At 60.6% G+C, this 20,576-nt stretch carries 16 protein-coding genes; 9 read left to right on the top strand and 7 right to left on the bottom strand.

Features of this window, described 5'->3' with window-relative positions; all coding sequences use genetic code 11:
• Window positions 1–114 precede the first annotated feature (114 nt).
• Entirely contained in the window at window positions 115–1,260 is a 1,146-nt protein-coding gene (locus tag FW756_RS05345; protein WP_446429122.1) for a GTPase family protein, read from the top strand.
• Window positions 1,260–2,318 (top strand): serine hydrolase domain-containing protein, encoded by a 1,059-nt coding sequence (locus FW756_RS05350; protein ID WP_446429123.1) that lies wholly within the window; start codon window positions 1,260–1,262, stop codon window positions 2,316–2,318. Before FW756_RS05345 ends, FW756_RS05350 begins: the two co-directional genes overlap by 1 nt.
• 46 nt (window positions 2,319–2,364) lie before the next feature.
• On the opposite strand, the gene FW756_RS05355 is transcribed toward FW756_RS05350, so the two are convergent.
• The 6 genes from FW756_RS05355 to FW756_RS05380 are packed head-to-tail and all read right to left on the bottom strand — an operon-like array spanning window position 2,365 to window position 9,640.
• Window positions 2,365–3,630, bottom strand: a complete 1,266-nt coding sequence (locus FW756_RS05355; protein ID WP_446429124.1) for an NAD(P)/FAD-dependent oxidoreductase — start codon at window positions 3,628–3,630, stop codon at window positions 2,365–2,367.
• Between the two features lie 45 nt (window positions 3,631–3,675).
• A complete protein-coding gene (locus tag FW756_RS05360) occupies window positions 3,676–5,859 on the bottom strand; it encodes a serine hydrolase (RefSeq protein WP_446429125.1) in 2,184 nt (727 codons plus the stop codon).
• A 9-nt stretch (window positions 5,860–5,868) separates the two neighbouring features.
• Window positions 5,869–6,960 carry a dipeptidase gene (locus FW756_RS05365; RefSeq protein ID WP_446429126.1) on the bottom strand — a complete coding sequence of 364 codons (1,092 nt, stop codon included), beginning with the start codon at window positions 6,958–6,960 and terminating at the stop codon, window positions 5,869–5,871.
• A 2-nt stretch (window positions 6,961–6,962) separates the two neighbouring features.
• On the bottom strand, window positions 6,963–8,093 hold the full coding sequence (gene menC, locus FW756_RS05370) for an o-succinylbenzoate synthase (RefSeq protein WP_446429127.1): 1,131 nt from the start codon (window positions 8,091–8,093) through the stop codon (window positions 6,963–6,965).
• Window positions 8,094–8,096: 3 nt separating this feature from the next.
• Window positions 8,097–8,771, bottom strand: coding sequence for a MurR/RpiR family transcriptional regulator (locus FW756_RS05375; RefSeq protein WP_446429128.1), 675 nt, complete (start codon window positions 8,769–8,771; stop codon window positions 8,097–8,099).
• The gene (locus FW756_RS05380) at window positions 8,768–9,640 is read right to left on the bottom strand and encodes a GNAT family N-acetyltransferase (protein ID WP_446429129.1); all 873 of its coding nucleotides are present in this window, start codon (window positions 9,638–9,640) and stop codon (window positions 8,768–8,770) included. Before FW756_RS05380 ends, FW756_RS05375 begins: the two co-directional genes overlap by 4 nt.
• Window positions 9,641–9,731: 91 nt before the next feature.
• On the opposite strand from FW756_RS05380, the gene FW756_RS05385 reads away from it, so the two are divergent.
• The 6 genes from FW756_RS05385 (at window position 9,732) to FW756_RS05410 (ending at window position 17,938) form a co-directional block, all read left to right on the top strand.
• Window positions 9,732–10,868 carry a M20/M25/M40 family metallo-hydrolase gene (locus FW756_RS05385; protein WP_446429130.1) on the top strand — a complete coding sequence of 379 codons (1,137 nt, stop codon included), beginning with the start codon at window positions 9,732–9,734 and terminating at the stop codon, window positions 10,866–10,868.
• Between the two features lie 365 nt (window positions 10,869–11,233).
• Window positions 11,234–13,003: an ABC transporter substrate-binding protein gene (locus FW756_RS05390; RefSeq protein WP_446429131.1), complete on the top strand. Its 1,770-nt coding sequence runs from the start codon at window positions 11,234–11,236 to the stop codon at window positions 13,001–13,003.
• 11 nt (window positions 13,004–13,014) lie between these two features.
• The gene (locus tag FW756_RS05395) at window positions 13,015–14,082 is read left to right on the top strand and encodes an ABC transporter permease (protein WP_446429132.1); all 1,068 of its coding nucleotides are present in this window, start codon (window positions 13,015–13,017) and stop codon (window positions 14,080–14,082) included.
• Between the two features lie 17 nt (window positions 14,083–14,099).
• Entirely contained in the window at window positions 14,100–15,008 is a 909-nt protein-coding gene (locus FW756_RS05400; RefSeq protein WP_446429133.1) for an ABC transporter permease, read from the top strand.
• A complete protein-coding gene (locus FW756_RS05405; RefSeq protein WP_446429134.1) occupies window positions 15,008–16,708 on the top strand; it encodes an ATP-binding cassette domain-containing protein in 1,701 nt (566 codons plus the stop codon). Before FW756_RS05400 ends, FW756_RS05405 begins: the two co-directional genes overlap by 1 nt.
• A gap of 9 nt (window positions 16,709–16,717) precedes the next feature.
• Window positions 16,718–17,938: a D-alanyl-D-alanine carboxypeptidase/D-alanyl-D-alanine-endopeptidase gene (locus FW756_RS05410; protein ID WP_446429135.1), complete on the top strand. Its 1,221-nt coding sequence runs from the start codon at window positions 16,718–16,720 to the stop codon at window positions 17,936–17,938.
• A 105-nt stretch (window positions 17,939–18,043) separates the two neighbouring features.
• On the opposite strand, the gene FW756_RS05415 is transcribed toward FW756_RS05410, so the two are convergent.
• A complete protein-coding gene (locus FW756_RS05415) occupies window positions 18,044–18,982 on the bottom strand; it encodes a S66 peptidase family protein (protein WP_446429136.1) in 939 nt (312 codons plus the stop codon).
• A gap of 237 nt (window positions 18,983–19,219) precedes the next feature.
• On the opposite strand from FW756_RS05415, the gene FW756_RS05420 reads away from it, so the two are divergent.
• The gene (locus FW756_RS05420; RefSeq protein ID WP_446429137.1) at window positions 19,220–20,539 is read left to right on the top strand and encodes a M20/M25/M40 family metallo-hydrolase; all 1,320 of its coding nucleotides are present in this window, start codon (window positions 19,220–19,222) and stop codon (window positions 20,537–20,539) included.
• Window positions 20,540–20,576 lie beyond the last annotated feature (37 nt).

The following is a 20,576-nucleotide window of genomic DNA, read 5'->3' on the forward strand; positions in this document are numbered from 1 at the left end:
GTTGCGCGGTGCCCCGCATGAGTGCATTGGAGTACCGAGCAACAGCATTCGAGTCGATGCATAGTCGAAGAGGTATCGTTCTCCGAAAGTGTTGGAGTGAAAAGGAGCCGCATCATGCCGCAGGCAACGAACGGACAGCCACTCGACCCAAGTAACTTCATCGAGTCACGCAATGCGGCCAAATCGGAGTTTGGTCGATTTAACCTCGCGGTGATCGGTGGAACAGGCGTCGGCAAGTCTTCGCTCGTCAATGCCGTCTTCGGACGAAACCTCGCACAAACTGGTGCGGGTCTCCCTGTCACTCGCGGCGTGACCTACTACAAAGATGATTCCCTCGGTATCTGGGATATCGAGGGCTTTGAAATCGGTTCATCCGTCTCACCGCGCGAACAGCTTCGGCAGCATCTTGCCGAGATTGCAACGCATCCCGCAGACACCCACATCGCAGTGGTTTGGTACTGCGTGAAGGCGAATGATGCTCGTCTTACCCCGGCGGATATCGAAATGATTCGTGAGCTCGATGCGAGCGGTCTGCCAGTGATTCTCGTGCTGACCAAGGTGGACTGGGACAAAAACCCAATCACCGGGACGCGCCGCCCGGTCAAAGCCCTTACCGAGTTTATGGATTGGCTTGATCATCCAGTTGACCAGGGACAGCCGATCGATATCCCGTATCAGCGCGTGATGCCAACCTCCACCATGGACAAGGACGGGAAGGGCACGGGCCACGGGCTCGGTGATCTTGTCGAAGCGACGCTTGCGCTCGCTCCTGAACCCGTCAAGGATTCCTTTCGCGTTGCCCAACGCCTCAATCTCCCCTGGAAGCGGGAGATGGCGCGTACCGCGACCAAGGCTGCCGTGGCCGCCGCGGGAGCTGCTGCCGCGGTTCCGGTCCCGCTTGCGGACGCCGCGGTCCTCGCGCCGATCCAGCTCGGACTAATGGGGCGGATCGCAGCCATCTACGACCTGGATTTGACGACGATGATGTCTGCTGCTGGCCTCGCGCAGGTGGGCGTGCAGTTCACCGGGCGCGCACTCGCGAGCAGCTTCTTGAAACTTATCCCCGGCGCCGGAAGCGTACTCAATGCTGGAGTTGCTTCTGCGCTCACTGCGGCGACGGGCGAAGGGTGGACCAGGCTCTGCGAGCAGCTCCACACCGGAAAGCTTGATCTCAACAAGGTTGAAAGCTCGTGGGGCGCGTTTGTGCCGAGCTACCTCGAGGTGGTCCGGAGCATTGTGGTTCAGCGCGGAACGAAATAATGACGACTGTTGCAGGCGCGGATCCGCTCGCTGACTTACTCGAGCACGCAGTCTCCCCCGGTGTCGGGTGCGGCGCTGCGCTACTGACCGCGATCAACGGCGAGATCGTCAGTGACTACACATTCGGCGTTACTCGTCGATTCGAGAACGTCGATATCCCGACGACTGTGCCCGGTGAAGCGATCACCAGCGAGACCAGGTTCGATCTTGCCTCACTCACAAAACCGCTCGTCGCAGCAGCTTTGCTCACCGAACTCGAGAATCACGGCTTGGGGCCCGCGCTGCACGTGTCCGAGGTTCTCCCAGAGTTTCGGGACAGGTACGCCCAGGACATCACGGTCGGGCATCTCCTCACACACACCTCTGGTTTTACCCCGACTTGGCCAGATCGCACACCTGATCCTGGCGGGAAGCGGTTTCGACAAGCGGCGCGACCGCAGCACCCTCCGATGCAGCAGCACGAGTACTCCTGCCAGAACTACATCTGGGCTGGATACCTTGCCGAAGCACTCGCAGGTGTCCCGCTCTCTGAGCTCGTCAAGCGCCACGTCTGTGATCCGCTCGACATGCAAAGTACCGGTTACCTCCCAGCGCGCGAACTCTGGGCGCACATCGCAGCAACCGAGTACCAACCAGGGCGTGGCATGGTGCAGGGAGAGGTGCACGACGAAACAGCCTTCGCGCTCGGCGGCGCGGTTGGCAATGCCGGAATCTTTGGGACGGCCCCCGACATGCTGAGATTTGCCGAAGCCGTGCGCACCGGCGAGGGGTTCTCCTCCGCTGTACACGCTTGGCTCACTGAACCCGCACCGCTACCACCAGGTGCTGCGTATGCGCACACCTACGGGCTTCGCATGGCAGAGGCCTGGTGCGCCGCAACTCCGCGCACTGCGGTGAGCCACACCGGATTCACGGGAACGGCCTTTCTGACCGAACCCGGCGGATCATTCTCGCTCGTGCTTCTCACCAACCGCGTTCATCCAACGAGAACACAGTCGACGCTGCCAACGATGCGCGCGAGCATTGTCGCGGCCGCAGTCAGTCGCGCAGGAATCTGACGGGCTTCGCGCTCAGCATCCACTGAGCGCGAAGCCGCGACCGTGTTTAGCGACGCACCGCAAATGGAGTGAGATCAAGGTTCTTGCCCTTGACCTGCGTGACACGATTTGCGACCAGATCCGCGACCACTTCGCCGGTCACCGGGCCGAGCGAGAGACCGTGCATATTGTGGCCAGAGGCGACAATCACGTCTGCGCGGCCGGGCACACGCCCCAGCAGAGGCATGCCGTCGGCGGTCATTGGGCGTGGACCAACCCATTCGTCAGTCCGGTTCTCCCAGTCGCCACCGGTGATCAGTCCCGCTGCGGCACGCGTGAGCACGTCAAAACGGTCGCGATTCATGCGGGTCGGCCGCTGGTCGAATTCCATCATTCCAACGATACGTAGGCGCCCGTGCATGGGGATCGCGACACAGTGCCGATCCATCGCATGAATGAGCGTCGATGGCATGGTCTCGACGGGAACCGTGAAACTGTACCCCTTGCCAGAAACGACCGCTGTCGAGCGGATCCCAGATCTCTTGAGAAATGGCGTCGTCCATGCACCGGCTGCGACAACCACTCGGTCGCCGGTAATCGTCACTGGCTCTGAGACCTCATTCCGGCATTCAACGCTGGCGCCTGCCCCGAGGCGCTCGGCGGTGAGGCCGATCCGCACATCAGAACCTGCCGCGCGCACATGCTCAGCAAGGCTCGCAACGAAAGTAACGGGGTCGAGCGAGAACTCAGCTGGGAGCATGAAGCCGCCAGTGACGCCGGGATCAAGCGTTGGCTCATGCGCAGCGAGTTCGGCGTCCCGCAAGATCCTGCCGGGCGCTTCGCCCCAGCCGAGATCAGCGCGGCGCTGGTATCCCGCATGAGCCGCCTGCAGCGCCCCCTCTTCTGAGCACGTCATCAGGTAGCCTTCTCCGCCACCCGAGATATCGATGCCGTCGGCTGCCATGCGATGCATCGCGGGCAGAATCTCGCCAGAGAACTGCGCGAGGGCTGCCGATCCGCGCGCCGTGCCCCGCTTGCCAGAGGCGCGAATGAATCCCAAACCAAAGCCAGCAAGCGCAGGAAGACGGAGCGCATCAATCGACAAATACGACGATCTGGTGAACACGCCACGCATCACGTCGAGTGCCGTGTTCGGAGACGCAAGCGGCGCAACCTGCTGCGGCGTCAACTCGCCCGCATTTCCGGTTGCGGCACCGGCTCCGAGGTGATCACGCTCAATAATTGTCACCTGGTGACCGTCGCGCAGGAGCGCATACGCAGAACTCAAGCCGATGAGTCCGCCACCCACGATGACCACATGCTGTTTCTTCAATTCATCTCTCCTTCGAGTGAATGCTCAGTAAAAATTCGTGACCGGCTAGCCGATGACCGCACGCGGACGACGCCCGCTGAGTGCTGACGTCTCGGTCGATGTCACAGTCAGGCTTTGCACGAGGGGTGTCGCGAGACCGACGAGTCGCACCTCACAGAACAACTCGCCACGTTCGCAGGCAACGCTCCAACGCAGATGGGCTGCGTCATCCGCTGAGCGGATCCGCGATGCAAACGACAGCTGTCCTGCAGCAATCGCACCGACCTCGGCGAGCAAGGCTTCAATGCGTGCTCGGCGTACCGTCTCTGGAATGTCAAGGAGCACATTCGATGCCAGCACGCCGGTCTCAGCGAACGACTTGCCAGTGCGGATCGCGTCGTCCAGCCGCTCGGCTGCTTCGATCGTCGCAGGCCACGGCCTGGTCTCTTCAGCCGGGGCGTCTATGCCTTCAAGCGCCCGGGCAAGTGCGTCTGCGGCGAGCTGCTCGGTACGGAAAACATCAGAGTTCCCGAACGCGACCGCTCCGATGCCCGTCGCGAGCTGCCACCGCATGTGCGAGCTGAAACCGGGCAAACCACCCGAGTGCTGCGCGATACGGCCGTGCTGACGGTCATGTTCGACGGCAAGGCCATACCCGTAGCCGAGGCCTGCAAGGTCACGGAAGGGGCCGGGCTCCCCTACCGGGATAACCGTCTGCACACGCTGCATCTCTCGGCGGCTGTGTGCAGAAAGCACCTCTGGCCGAAGCGGATCCGCAGAAAACGCTGAAGCCAGGAATGCTGACCACGTTGCGATGTCGTCAAGCGTGCTGAACAGCGCACCAATGCAGGCGAGCGCACCCGAACCTACGAATGGTTCAGGAATGAAACTCCCACCCTGATCGAACGTACGGAACCCATGTGCAATATCGCGGTCGGCTGCGTACTCGTCTGCGGAATACTTCGTCGCATCGAGGCCGAGTGGGACGAGGAATCGTGCCCGCACCTCTTCCTCGACCGTTCGGCCGGTGACGGCTTCGATCGCCCGGCCAACGAACGACATACCGATGTTTGAGTATTGATATTTCTCACCTGGAAGCGCAGTGAGCTCAAACCCGAGTGCGCCGAGTGCCGCAATCTCTTCGCGCGTCGCACCAAGCTCACGGTCACCATAGGCATTGTCTTCCGGCATACCTGAACGATTTGCCAGCAGCTCAGCAACGGTGACCTGCCGGGCTTCACCTTCCCAGCGGAACAGCACACCAGGCACGTAGTCATCAATGTCTCGGTTGAGGTCAAGCCGTCCCTCATCGCTGAGCGCCAGGGCTGTTGCCGCGAGGAAGCTCTTCGACATTGACGCGATGCGAAACACCGTATCGCGTGCGGTCGACGCCCCGTCCAGCCTCGGCTCACCACATCCACGCCAAGCGAGCACACCTGTGCGATCGAAGAGCGCAACTGCCACAGCGGGAGCAACCTCGGTGCGCGCGGTGGCCAGCGCACTGTCGAGCGCACCTTCTGCAGCGCGCAGCCGCTTGGGTGTGCCTCCCACTTCACTCGCGAAGGCATCGATCAGTCTCCGGCTGGCTGAGGTGTTCTCACCGTGTACCGCGCGGGCCTCCGCAATAAGGTCAGCGATGTCGAGGCCCTCCTCGCGGAGTGCAGCGTCATCCCAATTCTCGAGGTCTGCGGCGCTCGCTTCGGGATGAAACTGCACCCCACGTACGTGGTTACCGATCACGAACGCCTGATTCTCAATCGCGTCACTCGACGCGAGCAGTACCGCGTCGGCGGGAAGTCGCGTGATCATGTCCTCGTGGTTTTCAATCATCGGCGCTGTGCCGCCAATGGCACTGATCACACGGTCGTCACGACCGGCGTGAGTGGTGTGGATCGCAGTCGCGCCGCGTTCCTTCGGCCCAGTTTTCGCCCGCACTTCGCCGCCAGCAACAGCAGCGATAACCTGTGCGCCGAGGCAGATGCCGAGTGTTGGCAGGTCCTGCTCGATCGCTTGCCGGACAAGTTCACGTTCAGCTGGCAGCCAGGGAGCCCGCACATCGTCGTCTGGCATGAGGCCGCCGCCAAGGAGCACCAGGCCGTCAAAGCCGTCAAGTGATTCTGGGAGGCCGTCTGCACCGTGGGCGGCAACGACCTCAACGCCAGCGGCTTCGAGCCAGGTCGCGAGACGCCGCGGACCGGAACTCGGTGAGTTCACAACGACAAGAGCTTTCGGGGTTCGCGAGGTAGTCATCGATGCTCCTTAGTTTCGCTGTTCGGTATCGACTGCCGGAACGATCACTTCTGCGTTGGCTTCACCGGCAGCGCCGGAAAGGAATGCGCGATAGTCATCATCCGAGGCTTCAAGCACACGAAGCACGTTGCCGTGCGCGAGACCTCGGAGCTCCGTTTCGGTCCACCCGCGACGCTCAAGCTCGGCAAAAAGTGCCGGGTAGCCAGACACGTCGTCGAGCCCCGCAGGCATCGCGTCTGTACCGTCATAGTCAGCCCCAATACCGACGGCGTGGACGCCAGCGATCTTGCGAATGTGGTCAATGTGGTCTGCAACATCGCTGATGCCGACGGGTGGGGCCTCGCCGTGTTCACCGGCTTCCACCCAGAGTCTGCGTGCTTCATTGAGGAACGATGGCACGAAGGCCACCATCACCACGCCGCCGCCTTCGCCAATGCTCGCAAGCACGTCATCAGGCACGTTGCGCTGGTGATCGCAGATTGCGCTCGCACCAGAGTGGCTCACAATCACGGGTCGACTGCTCACTTCGAGCGCGTGACGCATTGTGTCTGGCGAAACGTGAGCGAGATCTACGAGCACACCGATCCGGTTCATCTCTCGCACGACGTCTCGACCAAACTCAGTGAGTCCGCCGTGTACAGCTTCATCGGTCGCCGAATCAGCCCAGTCGATTGTGCGAGACCAGGTCAAGGTCATGTAGCGTGCACCAAGTCGGGCGAACTGGCGAAGTGCTGCGAGCGATCCGCCGACCTGCGCGCCGCCCTCAATGCCGATGAGTGAAGCGATTTTTCCGTCAGCCATTGCCGTTTTCGCTTCAGCACTCGTTCGCGAGAGTCGAAGCTGATCGGGGTAGGTGTCGACAAGCCGATACACAAAGTCGATCTGTTCAAGCGTCGCGACCACCTGCTCCGCGCCCTCAAGGACAGGATCAACCCACACCGACCAGAACTGACCGCCGACGTTGCCAGCCGCAAGGCGTGGCAGGTCGGTATGAAGCTTCGGCGCTCCTTGGTCGAGGCCGTCCGTCGAATAGGCTCGGTCAATTCGACATGCCCAAGCAAGATCGTTGTGTCCATCAATGACGGGAAAACGGTTCGTCATCATCATTTCTCCTCAGCAGAGTCATACACTGCGGTTGCAAGTTCTCGAATCCGGCCGGTGTCTACTGCGAAGCCGAGTCCGACATCGCGCGGCACCGACACGACACCGTCAACGGCGACGACTGGCGGATCAATAATGTCTCGTTCGTAGTACTTGTCTGAACCAGACACGTCTGACGGCAACTGGAAGTTTGGCAGTGACGAGATAGCGACGTTCGCTGCACGCCCCACGCCAAACTCATGCATTCCACCGCACCAGACCGGCACACCTGCATCAGCAGCAACATCATGTGCGCGTTTCGCCTGTGTCAGGCCCCCCATGCGCGACACCTTTATGTTGAGGATCCGCCCAGCGTCCAAGCGCAGCATGGCTTCAAGGTCCTCGATTGTGACCACCGATTCATCGAGACAAATCGGAGTCTCAATCGACTGCTGCAATTCGGCGTGCGCGAGAAAGTCTCGCACGCCGAAGGGCTGCTCGATCATGGTCAGGTTGAACTGGTCGAGCTCCCGAAACACCTGCATTGCCTCTGCTGTTCGCGGGTACGCACCGTTCGCGTCAACGTGCACATCGAGGTCGGGGAACGCGCCGCGCACCGCGCGAACGGCTTCGACGTCCCAGCCAGGTGCAATTTTCAGCTTCACTCGCCCGTATCCGCTACTGCTGTGCCGTTGTACCTCGGCAAGCAGTGCGTCGAGTGACGGTTCAATTCCGAGGGATACGCCAGCGACCACCTCGGTTCGTGTACCGCCAAGTGCACTCGATAGCGAGACGGCATGGCGCTGCGCGAAGAGATCCCAAGCCGCACCAGAGAATCCGGCCTTCGCAAACTCGTGCCCGCGTACCCTGGCCCACTTCGACTCAAGCGCTTTCGGCTCATCCCACACGGCACCGCGTACTGCCGGCGCGAGATATTTGGTCGCAATCAGCCATGCAGTGTCGACGGTCTCCGCGCAGAAATACGGATCGCTCGGTGAGGCAATTTCTCCCCAGCCGACTCGGCCGTCGGTATCGGTGAGCTCTACCAACACATGTTCAATACCTGACTTTCGGTGCGAACTCGTCTGGAAACTGTGCCGCAGCGGCAGTCCCATCGTGAACATTCGCACACGCGCGATTTCACTTGCAGACATGGTCTAATCCCCCGTTCCGCGTTCCGGCTGATACAGCGCGATCTTCGAGGCGAACTGATCCCGAACAGCAAGCCGACGGCGCGCACCTTTCGCGCTCGCCGTCGTGAGTGTGCTCAGCAGGTGACACACCGCTGCAACTGCAGTAGGCGAGTCGGCATACGAAACAGAGCCTGTCCGAACTTTGATGAGCGCTGTAGCAACTTCAGCGAGCGGGCACTCCTCGCTGTCTGTGATGACCACAAGCTGGCCACCTGCCTGCGTGAAGAGCCTGCCCAATTTGATCGTTTCTTCCCTGTACCGCCGCATCGAGAACACGATGAGCACGTCACTCGAACGCACATCGGTCAGAACGGTGATTGGCGAGAGGCCTCTGCCATCGATCAAAAACACGTTGGAGAGTGTTGCCGAAAGATCCGCGTTCAGCAGTTGCGCGTAGGCTGCAGATTTACCTTCACCACCGATGTAACGGCGTCGTGCACTGAGAATCAGGGCTGCTGCGCGCGGCACATCACCCGTCTCTGCGAGTTCTTCGAGAGTTTGTGAGAGCGAACTGAGTTCGCTCTCGATCACCTGAGCTTGAATGCCCTCGGCAGACAGGTTGGTCTTCAGCCGTTCACCAAACCGGTCTTTGGGTGACACTAGGGAACGGTTGAGTGCGTCTTCCTCTTCGTGCTTCATGCGCTCTCCTCAGAGGGTGTGGGCGGGCGTTCAATTCCAGCGCTATCAACGTTGGTGGCGCTGGGTACTGCAAGATACGCTGCGGAAAGTTCATCGACACGTTTGCAATCGACGAGCACCATGCCGTCAGCAATCAGTGCGCTGAGGGAGTCAGCGAGGGCGCGTCTCACGCGCGGGGTTGCCGCGGTGTCTTGATCTGTCGGCAGTGCGACCCAGATGCCATGCTCGGTCTGGACTGGGACTGCCCACTGATCCGTAGTGAGCCGTGGCGGCACTGTGCCACGAACGTCACGATGTGGCGCGACCGATCCGCCAATAGACCATTCGACGACAAGCCGATCAGTTTCGTCTCGGCCGTAGTAATTGCTCAGAAACCCCGTTCCGGTGGCACCGAGGGTCCCGAAGTTGAAGTGGCCGTTGCGGGCGAGAATGGGGTCGAAGGTCCACCGCATTGTCTGATGGCCCCAGCGCTCAGCGACCTCACGTTGCAGGTACTTGAGTTCTCGCCCGATGCCGGAGCCCTGGTAGGCGGGATCAACCACTGCAGACTGCGAGTAGTGGTAGTCGTTTCCGTGTGCGTCGCGCCCGGCAAACCCGTAGGCGAAGCCAACGAGCTTCTCGGCCCGGGTGAAAACGCCGACTGCTGAACCACCGTTGTCCTTGATTGCGAACATGAGGTTGGGGTTGAGCGCAAAACTCGGGTCGTCGTACCCGAACACACGAACGTAGAGTTCGTGCGCCGCACGGAAATCTTCGTAGGTACTGAGTTCACGACCAAACAGCCCTCGCCCGCCCTGAGTATTCAGGTGCGCAAGTGAGGTCCGTGGGTTGGGAGCAACAGTGGTCCCGATCGACATCGTTGTGATCATGATTCGTATCCTATGTCCCGTCGCATCGTCGGGCAAGAGCCATTATTTTCGCCTATTGCCAGAGTTCGAACTCTGGGATACGTTTCGTAACATGACCTTAGAATCATCCGACCGCAACGCCGGGGTCGATGAGCTCGAGCTACTTCGGCAGCTCGTCGAAATCGAGTCCCCGAGCCTCGATCGCTCTGCGAGCGATAATATTGCTCAACTCATTGAGGCTGAGTTCGCTCAGCTCGATGCAACCATCACTGCCAGTCGCTCTGAGGCGGGGACGAGTCTCATTATCGAGCACGGCGAGGAAGACAGCGAACACTACGCTCCCCTTCTACTCGTCGGCCACACCGACACCGTGTGGCCAGTGGGGACGCTTGGCAGCACGGTTCCGTGGCGGCATGACGGCGACCGCATCGCAGGTCCCGGCGTCTTTGACATGAAGTCGGGCATCGTCGTCATGCACGCCGCGCTTCGCAGACTTGCGGGTCACCCGCATCGCAACGTGCGGATCGTGCTGACTTGCGATGAAGAAATTGGGTCACCAACGACGCAGAAGCTTTTGCGATCTGCTGCAATCGGTGTTGCAGGAGCGATTGGGTTTGAGTCGCCTCACCCGGATGGCGCGTTTAAAGTCGGCCGTTGGGGCAGCACCCGACTGCGCCTCAGTGTCACCGGCAAAGCCTCACACGCAGCACTCGATCCGGAGCTTGGCGTCTCCGCAACTGAAGAACTCATCGATCAGCTGGTGCGGGTACGCGAAATTACTTCTCACGCCACGCTCCAATCGCCGGTACTCTGCAACGTGGGAACGCTCTCAGGCGGTGGCCGCACAAACGTCGTACCCGACCACGCGAGCGCCGACCTTGGTTTACGCTTCGTTGATCCCGCAACGGAGGCGCAAGTACTCACTCGGCTTTCCGAGCTCTCCCCTGCCAGGGCAGGTGCGCAGATTCAGATAGAAACGCTCAGCAGCAGGCCTGCTTGGTTGGCGAGTGGTCAAGACGCTGCGCTCCTGCAGGACGTTGCGGTCGCGGCGGCCCGAATCGGCCAGTCAGTCGCGGGACGACCAGCACATGGCGCCGGCGACACGAACCTTCTTGGCTCACTCGGCATCCCAACGCTCGATGGCTTTGGTCCACGCGGTGGCGGCGCTCACGCGGTCACCGAACACATCCATGTCCCGTCCCTGTTCGAGCGGATCGACCTGCTCACCGAGTTCTTGAGAAAGGAATAACTGTCACAGCAAAGATTTGTGCAACTTCGGCGCAGATTTTGCATAATCTTGGCGAAATCAGATGATCCGAAACGTAAGTTCAATACACATTTCAGTCACGATCTCGCCAAGTCCTGCGAATTGTCTTTACAAAAACTGGGCACTAGCCCTAGCATCAGGATTACTCGAAACGAGAAATACGATTCATATCTTTGAATCAGCACGGTCATGATGGGGTGAACGATGCGACTCACAGCGATAGTCGAACGAAACAGCGAAGTTTCGTCCCATTCGCACGCAGGTCTCCCCGCACATGGCATCACCAACTCAGAGCCACGCCTCACAGACCCATTTCGTGTGACAACCGAATTAAAGGAGATCCGGTAATGAAGATCATGAAACCCCTCATCGGAACGGCGGCTGCGCTTGCGCTTGTCGCTGCACCGGTGACTGCAGCATTTGCTGCAGATACCAACGACCCAGAATCGTCGATCCGCCTCTCGAGTGACATGGGTCAGATTGACACGTTGAACCCGTTCACCGCGGTGTTCAACGAAGCGCTCATCGTGCTCGCCTATGAGTACGAGCCACTCGCTGGCATCGATCAGACCGGCGACTACGGTGGGATCCTCGCAGACGACTTCTCGGTCGACGGAAAAACCTGGACCTACGAGATTCGCGAAAAGGCCACCTGGTCTGATGGTGAACCTGTCACCGCAGATGACGTCGTATGGACATACGAAGCTGTCATGAACAACAAGCCGCTCCAGGTTGCGAACGGTGAGTCGGTCGGCAACATCGAACAGGTGGTTGCCAAGGACGACAAGACCGTCGAAATCATCACAAAGGACCCAACGCCGCTGCACCCAGGCATCTTGCCCATCGTGCCAAAGCACGTGTGGGAAAAGATCGACAAGCCTGATGAGTACGCGAACACCGAAGACGTTGTCGGTAGCGGCCCCTTCATCATTGACGAGTACAAGCAGGGCACATCGATCACCATGAAGTCGAACCCCCACTACTGGGGTGGCAAGACCGGTGTTGAGAAGCTCCACATTGTCGGCTTCAAGAACACTGATGCAGCGGTGCTCGCACTGCGCAACGGTGAAATCGACATGCTTGGTGGTCTGAACTCGGCCCAGTACGACTCGCTTGCAAACGTTGAAGGTGTGACCCCGTATCAGGTGAAGTCGAAGCACTTCTTCAACCTCACCATCAACGGTGGCTGGAAGACCGCAGGCGGCGAAGCATTCGGCAACCAGAACCCCGTCCTCGAAGATCAGGCGTTCCGTCGCGCACTCGGCCAGGCCATTGACCGCGATGTTCTCGTAGACCGCGTCCTCAACGGCCTGGGCAGCCAGGGCCCGACCATTCTTCCGCCAGGCAGCCCAGGTGGCATGTTCACCGAGCTTGAAGGCGCAACACTCCCCACTGGTATCGACGAGGCCAAGAAGTCGCTTGAGGCCGCTGGCTACACCACAGATGCTTCGGGCAACCGTCTCGACAAGGATGGCAACCCCATCACCCTGCGTATGATGTTCAACGGTGGCAGCACCGCAAACACCGCAACCGCAGAGTTCGTTGAGTCGTGGTTCACCGACCTCGGCATCAAGATGGAACTCAAGAACACCAACTGGGACGAGATGGGCGAGCTGCTCCCCAAGGGCGAGTACGACATGTACATCGATGGCTGGGGCGTTTCAGACGACCCCGACTACATGCTTTCGATCAACACGTGCGCAGTCCTTCCTGAGTCGCCAGGCGCGTCAAATTCGTCACAGTCAGGCATGTGCAACCCCGAGTACGACAAGGTATTCAAGGCACAGCACACCGAGCTTGACCCCGCAAAGCGCACTGAGCTCGTACATCAGGCACTGCAGATGATCTACGAATACGGCAACACCGCAATGTTCTACTACGACGACGCACTCGGCGCATACCGCTCCGACCGCCTCGAGAACCTCGTAGAGGTCAACGGCTCACCTTACAACCGCTTCTCCATCGCGCAGGCCACCATCAAGGGCCAGGACAGCGCGTCGAGCGAAGGCGGCGCAACCGGCTGGATCATTGGTGGCGGCATTGCTGTCGTCGTGGTCGCGGCTGCAGCCATCTTCCTCTCAACTCGCCGTAAGCAGAACGCGGACGACCGAAAGTAAGTGAAATCACCATGGAACGCGTGAATCCGGGCAACGCTGCCCCAGAAACAGAGACGAAGCCAACACTCACTGGCAATGCCTCTGACGAAAGCGCTGATGTTCGTCATGGCGGAAGTACCTGGCGGTATCTTCTCGTCAAGGCGGGTGGCTCAGCTGTCAGCCTCCTGATGGTAGTGCTGCTCGGGTTCTTCGCGTTCCGCGTGCTTCCCGGCGACCCGGTGGCCCTGATGACTCGGGGCCGCCGGGTAACCGTGGAGCAAATGGAGCAGCTCCGAGAACAGTTCGGTTTGAACAAGCCGGTGTTCGTACAGTTCTGGGAGTATCTTGTCGGCTTGCTCACCGGCGATCTCGGCACATCCTTCGTGTTCCGCCGGCCTGTGACCGAACTCATGGCACAGTATGTTGGCCCAACGCTTCTCCTGATGAGCGTTTCAATGGTTCTCACGGTCAGCCTTGGCGTTTGGGTCGGCCAGCGCGCGGCGTGGAAGCGCGGCGGCTGGTTCGACAAGTCAGCGACCTGGACCTCTCTCTTCTTCTGGTCGATGCCCACCTTCTGGTTCGGCCTCCTGCTGCTGCTCGCATTCTCGGGTACAGGCATCTTCCCGAGTAGCGGCATGGTGACCGTCGGCTCGACACTCACCGGCTGGGCGCACGTTCTCGACGTGGCACGCCATCTCGTATTGCCAGTGCTGGCACTCTCGATCGCTTCATACGCACAGTACGTCCTCATCATGCGCTCTTCGCTCATCGAGGAGCTCGGTCAGGACTATCTCGTCACCGCACGCGCAAAGGGACTTTCTGAAGACGGGGTGCGCCGGAAGCACGCGCTTCCGAACGCGCTGCTGCCAACCGTCACCATGATTTTCCTGCAGCTCGCTGGGCTCATTAGCGGCGCAGTCACCGTCGAGACCGTGTTCTCTTGGCCAGGTCTCGGGTTCCTCACGTTCCAAGCAATTCAGGGCCCAGACTTCCCAGTTCTGCAGGGCACCTTCGTCGTGTTCTCCACGATTGTCATCGTCATGAACTTCTTCGCGGATATTCTCTACCGCTTCATTGACCCCCGCGTTCGTGCGGCATAGAAAGGCGGCGACGAAACATGGATACTGCAACCGTTTCAACCACCAGCGCAAGTGCGCTTGCTCGCAAACGCCGTGCTGACGCGTTCCGCGCCAACTGGCGCGCATTTGCCAAGCAGCCTGGTGGCATTATTGGCCTGATCGTGTTGATCATCGTGCTTGGGCTTGCCGCCTGCGCACCGCTCATCGCAGATGTCTCGGTACTTGACCCCACCAACGCACAGGGTCGACCGTTCGAGTCCCCTTCAAGCACCTTCCCGCTCGGCACCGACTATCTCGGTCGTTCGGTGCTTCCGCTCCTCATCTGGGGCGCGCGCACGTCGCTCACCGTCGGCATTGCCGCAACCCTCATGTCGATGATCATCGGCACCCTCATGGGACTCCTTGCCGGCACCTTGCATGGTTGGCGATCTGCCATCGTGATGCGCGTCATCGATTTCTTCCTCATCATCCCCGGCCTCGTGCTCGCAATCGTGCTTGGAGCCGTCCTCGGATCCAGCACGTTTACGATCGTCGTCGCTATTGGCGTCACCTCGTGGGCCGGAACCGCGCGAATGATCCGCGCACAGACCCTCTCACTCGAAAACCGCGGCTATGTTGAGCGCGCTCGCGCATTGGGTGCATCGCAGACACACATCACCTGGCGCCATATTCTTCCCGGCGTGATGCCACTCGTACTCGCAAACACCTCGCTCGCCGTTGGCGTTGCGATCATCTCTGAAGCCACCCTCGCGTTCCTCGGAATCAACGGCGGCGGCATCTCTTGGGGCACGATGCTGCAGCAAGCCATGGGCTCTGGCGCCGCCGTCGCAGGCTTCTGGTGGCTCATCGTTTCCCCGGGCGCCGCAATTCTCATCGTTGTTCTTTCATTCACCCTCGTGAGCCGCGCCCTTGAAACCGTGGTCAACCCGACGCTCGGAGGTCGCTAATGTATGCACTGCAGTTCGAGGATGTCTCGATCTCCTACCGCACCCGCAACGAAGATGGTGAACCCATCGATTACGAGGCCGTCAAAGGCGTCACGCTCAGGCTCCCCCAGCGCGGCACGCTCGGCATCGCTGGGGAGTCAGGCTCTGGCAAGTCGACACTCATCATGTCTGCGCTCCGACTCCTCCCCGACAGCGCGACCGTCACTGGCACCGTCAAGCTCGGCGACAAAGACATGAACGAGCTGTCCTGGGGTCAGGTTCGGGCGGTCCGCTGGAAGGAAGCCTCTATTGTTTTCCAGGGCGCGATGCACTCGCTCAACCCTGTACAGCGGATCGGTAAGCAGATCGCTGAAGCGATGCAGCTGCATGATCCGCAAGGCCACACAAAGCGTGGCAAGAACGCCTACCGTGACGAGGTCATCTCGCTGCTCGAACAGGTCGATCTTCCCGCTCGCACGGTGGACTCGTATCCGCACGAAATCTCCGGCGGTCAGAAGCAGCGCGTCATGATTGCGATGGCACTCGCGTGCGATCCAGAAGTCATCATCGCAGACGAGCCGACAACCGCACTCGATGTCATTGTGCAAGAACGCGTCCTTGACCTGTTGACGAAGCTCGTCGAAGAGCGCGGCTTGTCACTGCTCATGATCACGCACGACCTCTCAGTGCTCGCACGAACGTGCAAGGAAATTGCGGTCATGTACCACGGCGAAATCGTCGAGTCCGGACCCTCGCTCGAGATCCTCACGAACCCACAGCACCCGCACACGCGAGCATTGACTGATGCCGTGCCTGTCATCGGTGACCCGAAGAGCCGGATGAACCCCGCGAGCCGAAAGCAAAGTGACCCAGGCAGCACCACCGTCGTGACGGTCGTGCCAGAGGGGCCAGGTGAGGAACTGCTCGGCGCAGACGATCTCTCCGTACGATTCCAGACACGCGTTGGCGAAGTGCGAGCTGTCGATGGCGTCGATCTCAGCTGCCGTGAAGGCGAGATTACGGTGCTCGTAGGCCAGTCTGGTTCAGGCAAAACAACGCTTGTGCGTACGGTGCTTGGACTGCAGGCACCGACGGGCGGCAATGTTCGGTTCCGCGGCAAGCCGCTCAGCCGTAAGCAGCGGGATCTGCGGGACTATCGCGGAAGCGTACAGTTCGTACTGCAGGATCCCATGTCAGCACTCAACCCGAAGCACACAGTCTACGAACTGATTGCAGAAGGCATCCGAGTGCAGGGACTCCAAGGTGATGAGCGACAGCGGGTGCGTGAGGCACTCATCGCTGCTGAGCTTTCGCCCCCTGAGCGCTTCTTCGCAAAGCTTCCGAGCGAGCTCTCTGGCGGTCAACGTCAGCGGGTGGTCATCGCAGGAGCACTCGCTCTCGAACCAGAATTCATCATCGCCGATGAGCCAGTCGCGTCGCTGGATGCTTCGGTTCGCGGCGAGATCCTCGCGCTGCTTCTTCGACTCAAGCGCAATCTTGGCCTCGGTTGCTTGGTCATCACCCATGACCTCGGTGTCGCTTGGAACATCGGTGACCGAGTGCTTGTGATGCACCAGGGCCGCATCGTTGAAAGCGGAGCCGCCGACGACGTGCTCCTTCGCCCAGAACACGCATACACGAAGCAGTTGCTCGCTGCGGTTCCGACCATGCGCGAACCAGCCGCGGTGCAGACGACACATGATCACGTCGACGAGCAATAGGAGAAAACTATGACAGACATCGAAACCATCCTTGCTCGCGCGACCGATCCGCGTTTCACACGTCCCCGCATCCTGGTGCTTGAGGCAGACACCGGCAGGGTCCTCCTTGAGCGGGCGGCCGACCGCGGTGCCGAAACCGCAAGCGTCATGAAGACCATCACATGCGCGGCTGCACTCCACGAGCTTGGCCCAGATCGACGCATCGCAACCCGTGTGGTGCAGGGTTCAGAACCAGGTGAGGTCGTCATCATCGGCGGTGGCGACGTCACCCTCAGTCGCGTCCCCGGAGACGGGCCGACCTATTACGACTCTCCTGCCAGGCTCGAAGAACTCGCGAGGCTCACGCTCGCGGCACTCGACGGCAACGTACCGACACGTCTGGTCTACGACGATTCGTTGTTTGCCGGTGGTGAGTGGCTGACCGGTCAGTGGCTTGAGGAAGATCGTCATCCTGAGGGCTACATCCCGATGATTTCTTCGCTCCAAGTCGACGGCGACCGCGAAGACCCAGCGGCCGACGATAGCCCCCGTAGCGCTGACCCCGCCGGGTTCGCTGCGCGTGCATTCGCGGCCTATCTGGGTGGCAATCCTGAGATTGTGCGCGGATCAGCCCCAGCCGACGCCGCAGAACTCGCTCGGGTTGAGTCCCACCCCATTGAGCAGCTGGTGCGCGAATGTTTGAAGACCTCAGACAACGGCCTGGCGGAAGCGCTCGCGAAGCTTGCCGTCATTGAGCGTGGCGAAGATGGCACCTTCGAAGGTGTGCGCCGTGGCCTCACTGGCGTGCTGCGCGATCTCGGCGTACCACTCGAGGGCGTGGAGCTGCAGGATGGCTCTGGCCTCAGCGACCACATCAAGGTGCCAGCGCGCACGATCGCTGATCTGCTTCGACGTGCGCGCCTGCGCGAGGGCGCACTCGGCATGCTCGATGATCGCTTGAGTCGGACTGGGCCAAACGGCACGATGTACAGCAAGCGCTTCACTGGCGAAAATGCGGTCGTGGGTGACGCGGTCCGCGGGAAGACCGGCTTCATCAATACGGTGCACTCCCTCGCCGGAATCGTGCGCACGGTCGGCGGCGAGGACCTGGTGTACGCGGTCTTTGCAATGGGAGAAGACATGAGTCCAGAGGACCCCTCGCGTGAGGCGATCGATGACTTTGTGACCAGTCTGCATCTCGCTGGCGATGCCCTGCTCGCTGGTCAGGAGCGTATTTCGCTCCCGGATTAGGCGTTGTCGCCTTCCTCTGAGGCTTTCGACAAGGCAGGAGGCCCCGACCATCAACCGATGTTCGGGGCCTCCTGCTTTGCCTGAGTGAGGTTCACACGCGGTGGGTTACCCGGCAAACTCGATTCGCGGATTATCGTCTGCGATGAGCGTTGCAGTCACTCCTGCCCCGATGGGGAATGATGATACATCTGGGCCATGGCCGAAGCGCAGGCCCCAGATGACCGGCACGCCGAGTGGCTCGAGGAGTTCCCGCATCAACGCTTTGACCTCGTCGAGGTCTCCGCAATCGACCCAGGTACCTAGGCCGACCGCGACTGCACCGTCAAAGTAGCCTGAACGCAACAGAATCTGCATAAGTCCGTCAATGCGATATGGCGACTCGTGCACTTCCTCGATCAGTACGATCTTGCCCCGAGCACGGTCGCCCGTTGACGGATGCGAACCCACGTTCATTGCGAGGAGCGAAAGGTTCCCGCCGGTGAGGTCACCGGTTGCAACTCCAGGCACGAGTGTCTCGGTGTCTGCGTCTCGCGCGATCTCGAGCGGCCCGGCCCCGAGCACGGCGACGCGAAGATCCTCAACGTTGTTCGGAGACTCCAAGAGATCGTTGGTCGCGATCATCGGAGTGAACCACGTTGGAACGCCAAGTCGCTGCTGCCAGAACTCATGCAGCGCCGTAATGTCAGAGGATCCGATGAGCGGTTTGGGTTCGGCTGCCGCGAGCGCATCCGCATCAAGAAGATCAAGGATGCGGATCGCACCGTACCCGCCGCGCACACAGAACACCGCGTCAATCGATGGGTCTGTCCAGGCCGCTGTGAGATCCGCCGCGCGGTCGGCGTCGCTGCCAGCGAGATACCCGTGGGCACGCTCGTGCCGGTCGAGCACGTGTGCGCCTCGCACTGGCTCAAGTCCCCAGGATCGAAGCAGCGCCTCAGCTTTCTCAACGGCTTCTACGGTTGACGGGCCCGAGGGGCTGACAAGCGCGCAACGCGCCCCCGGCTCCAGCGCTCGAAGGGCGGGTGAGGTATGCCGCATGGTCATGTCGCTCCTTTGTGACAGCGTGGTCGCCGGGCCCCGTTGCCCAAGCAGAAAGTGCCCACAAAATCCACCTTACGTTTCGTATCAATGGAATACAAGCGTCGCGAAGATACCAAAATACACAAACAAAACCATAAAATTGGCTGACTTCTTCGCGCTTCCCGGTTAGGGTTTATGTGACGTAACTTCGGAGCTCCAACGGCGGTGCTCCGGTCGAACCTCAGAGAGGACGGTTCGCGCGTGACCGCAAGCATGACTCCGGCAGAACTGTGCGCCCACTTCGTTCGCTACGACACTTCAAACTACGGCGAGGGCAAGAGTGCAGGTGAGACCGAGCTCGCAATCGAGATTGCCCGCATACTCACCGATGCTGGGTACTCCCCCGAGATGTATGCCCCTGAGCCATCTCGCACGTCAGTCATTCTCCGTGTCCCTGGGCGCGATCGTTCCAAGCCTGGAGTACTCGTACACGGCCATACCGACGTCGTGCCGGCAGAGCCTGAGCAGTGGAGCGTGCCGCCGTTCGAAGGGCGGATCGCTGACGGTTACGTCTACGGTCGCGGCTCGGTCGATATGAAGGACATGGTCGCGATGATGGTGGCGACGGCGCTCGAATGGGCAGCGGACGGCACTGTGCCAGAACGGGATGTCGTGTTCCTCTGGGTCGCAGATGAAGAGGACCGCGGCGATTGGGGTGCAGGCTGGCTCGTGCAGGAGCATCCGGAGCTCTTCGCCGGGATCGGTGCAGCCTTTGGAGAGTCGGGCGGACATACCACGCCGCTCACCGCTGTGGACGGATCCACCGTCACGCTTGTTCCCATCGCTGTCGCAGAACGCGGAACACTACACATGCGACTACGCGCCGAAGGTATTTCAGGGCATGGATCACGGCCAGCACCTGGAAGTGCAATCTCCAAGCTCATCGCCGCAGCACAGCGCCTGAACGAACACCAGTGGCCACTGCAGATTGGCGAGGCCGTGCGTGCGTATATCACCGAGACCAACAGCGCCCTCGGCTACGAGGTTGATCTCACAGATGACGCCGGGGTTGCCAAGGCAATTGACCAAATGGGTGAGGCAGGGCTCGTTGCCGGCGTAACCGTTCGCTGCTCTTCGACGACAACGGTGCTCAACGCTGGCTACAAAGTCAACGTGATTCCCGGCGTCGCCGAAGCAGAGGTCGATGTGCGCTGTGTACCTGGAACCTTCGAATCCACACAAGCGGTACTCGCTGAGCTCGTCGGTTCAGAGGTCTCATACACCTTCATTGATCCCGGGGAACCGACAGAGTTCTCCCAGCACTCCCCGTGGTTTGCGGCAATGCGGGCGGCGGTACTGAGATCACAACCCAATTCCGTTGTTGTCCCGTACTGCATGGGTGGCGGTACTGACGCGAAGTCGTTCGCAAAGCTTGGCATCGAATGCTTCGGCTTCGCGCCCCTCACCATCGACCCCGAGGGCCGCCGCACAGCTGGTGTCCACGGCGTAGATGAACGCGTCCCAGTCGCTTCAGTGAATGGCGGACAACGCATTCTCAGCGACTTCTTGCGCGCGGTGTAGACCGCGCATCCATTTTTCTCTATTCAAGCACCCAGCA

The organism is Leucobacter sp. 1207-22, assembly GCF_052850455.1.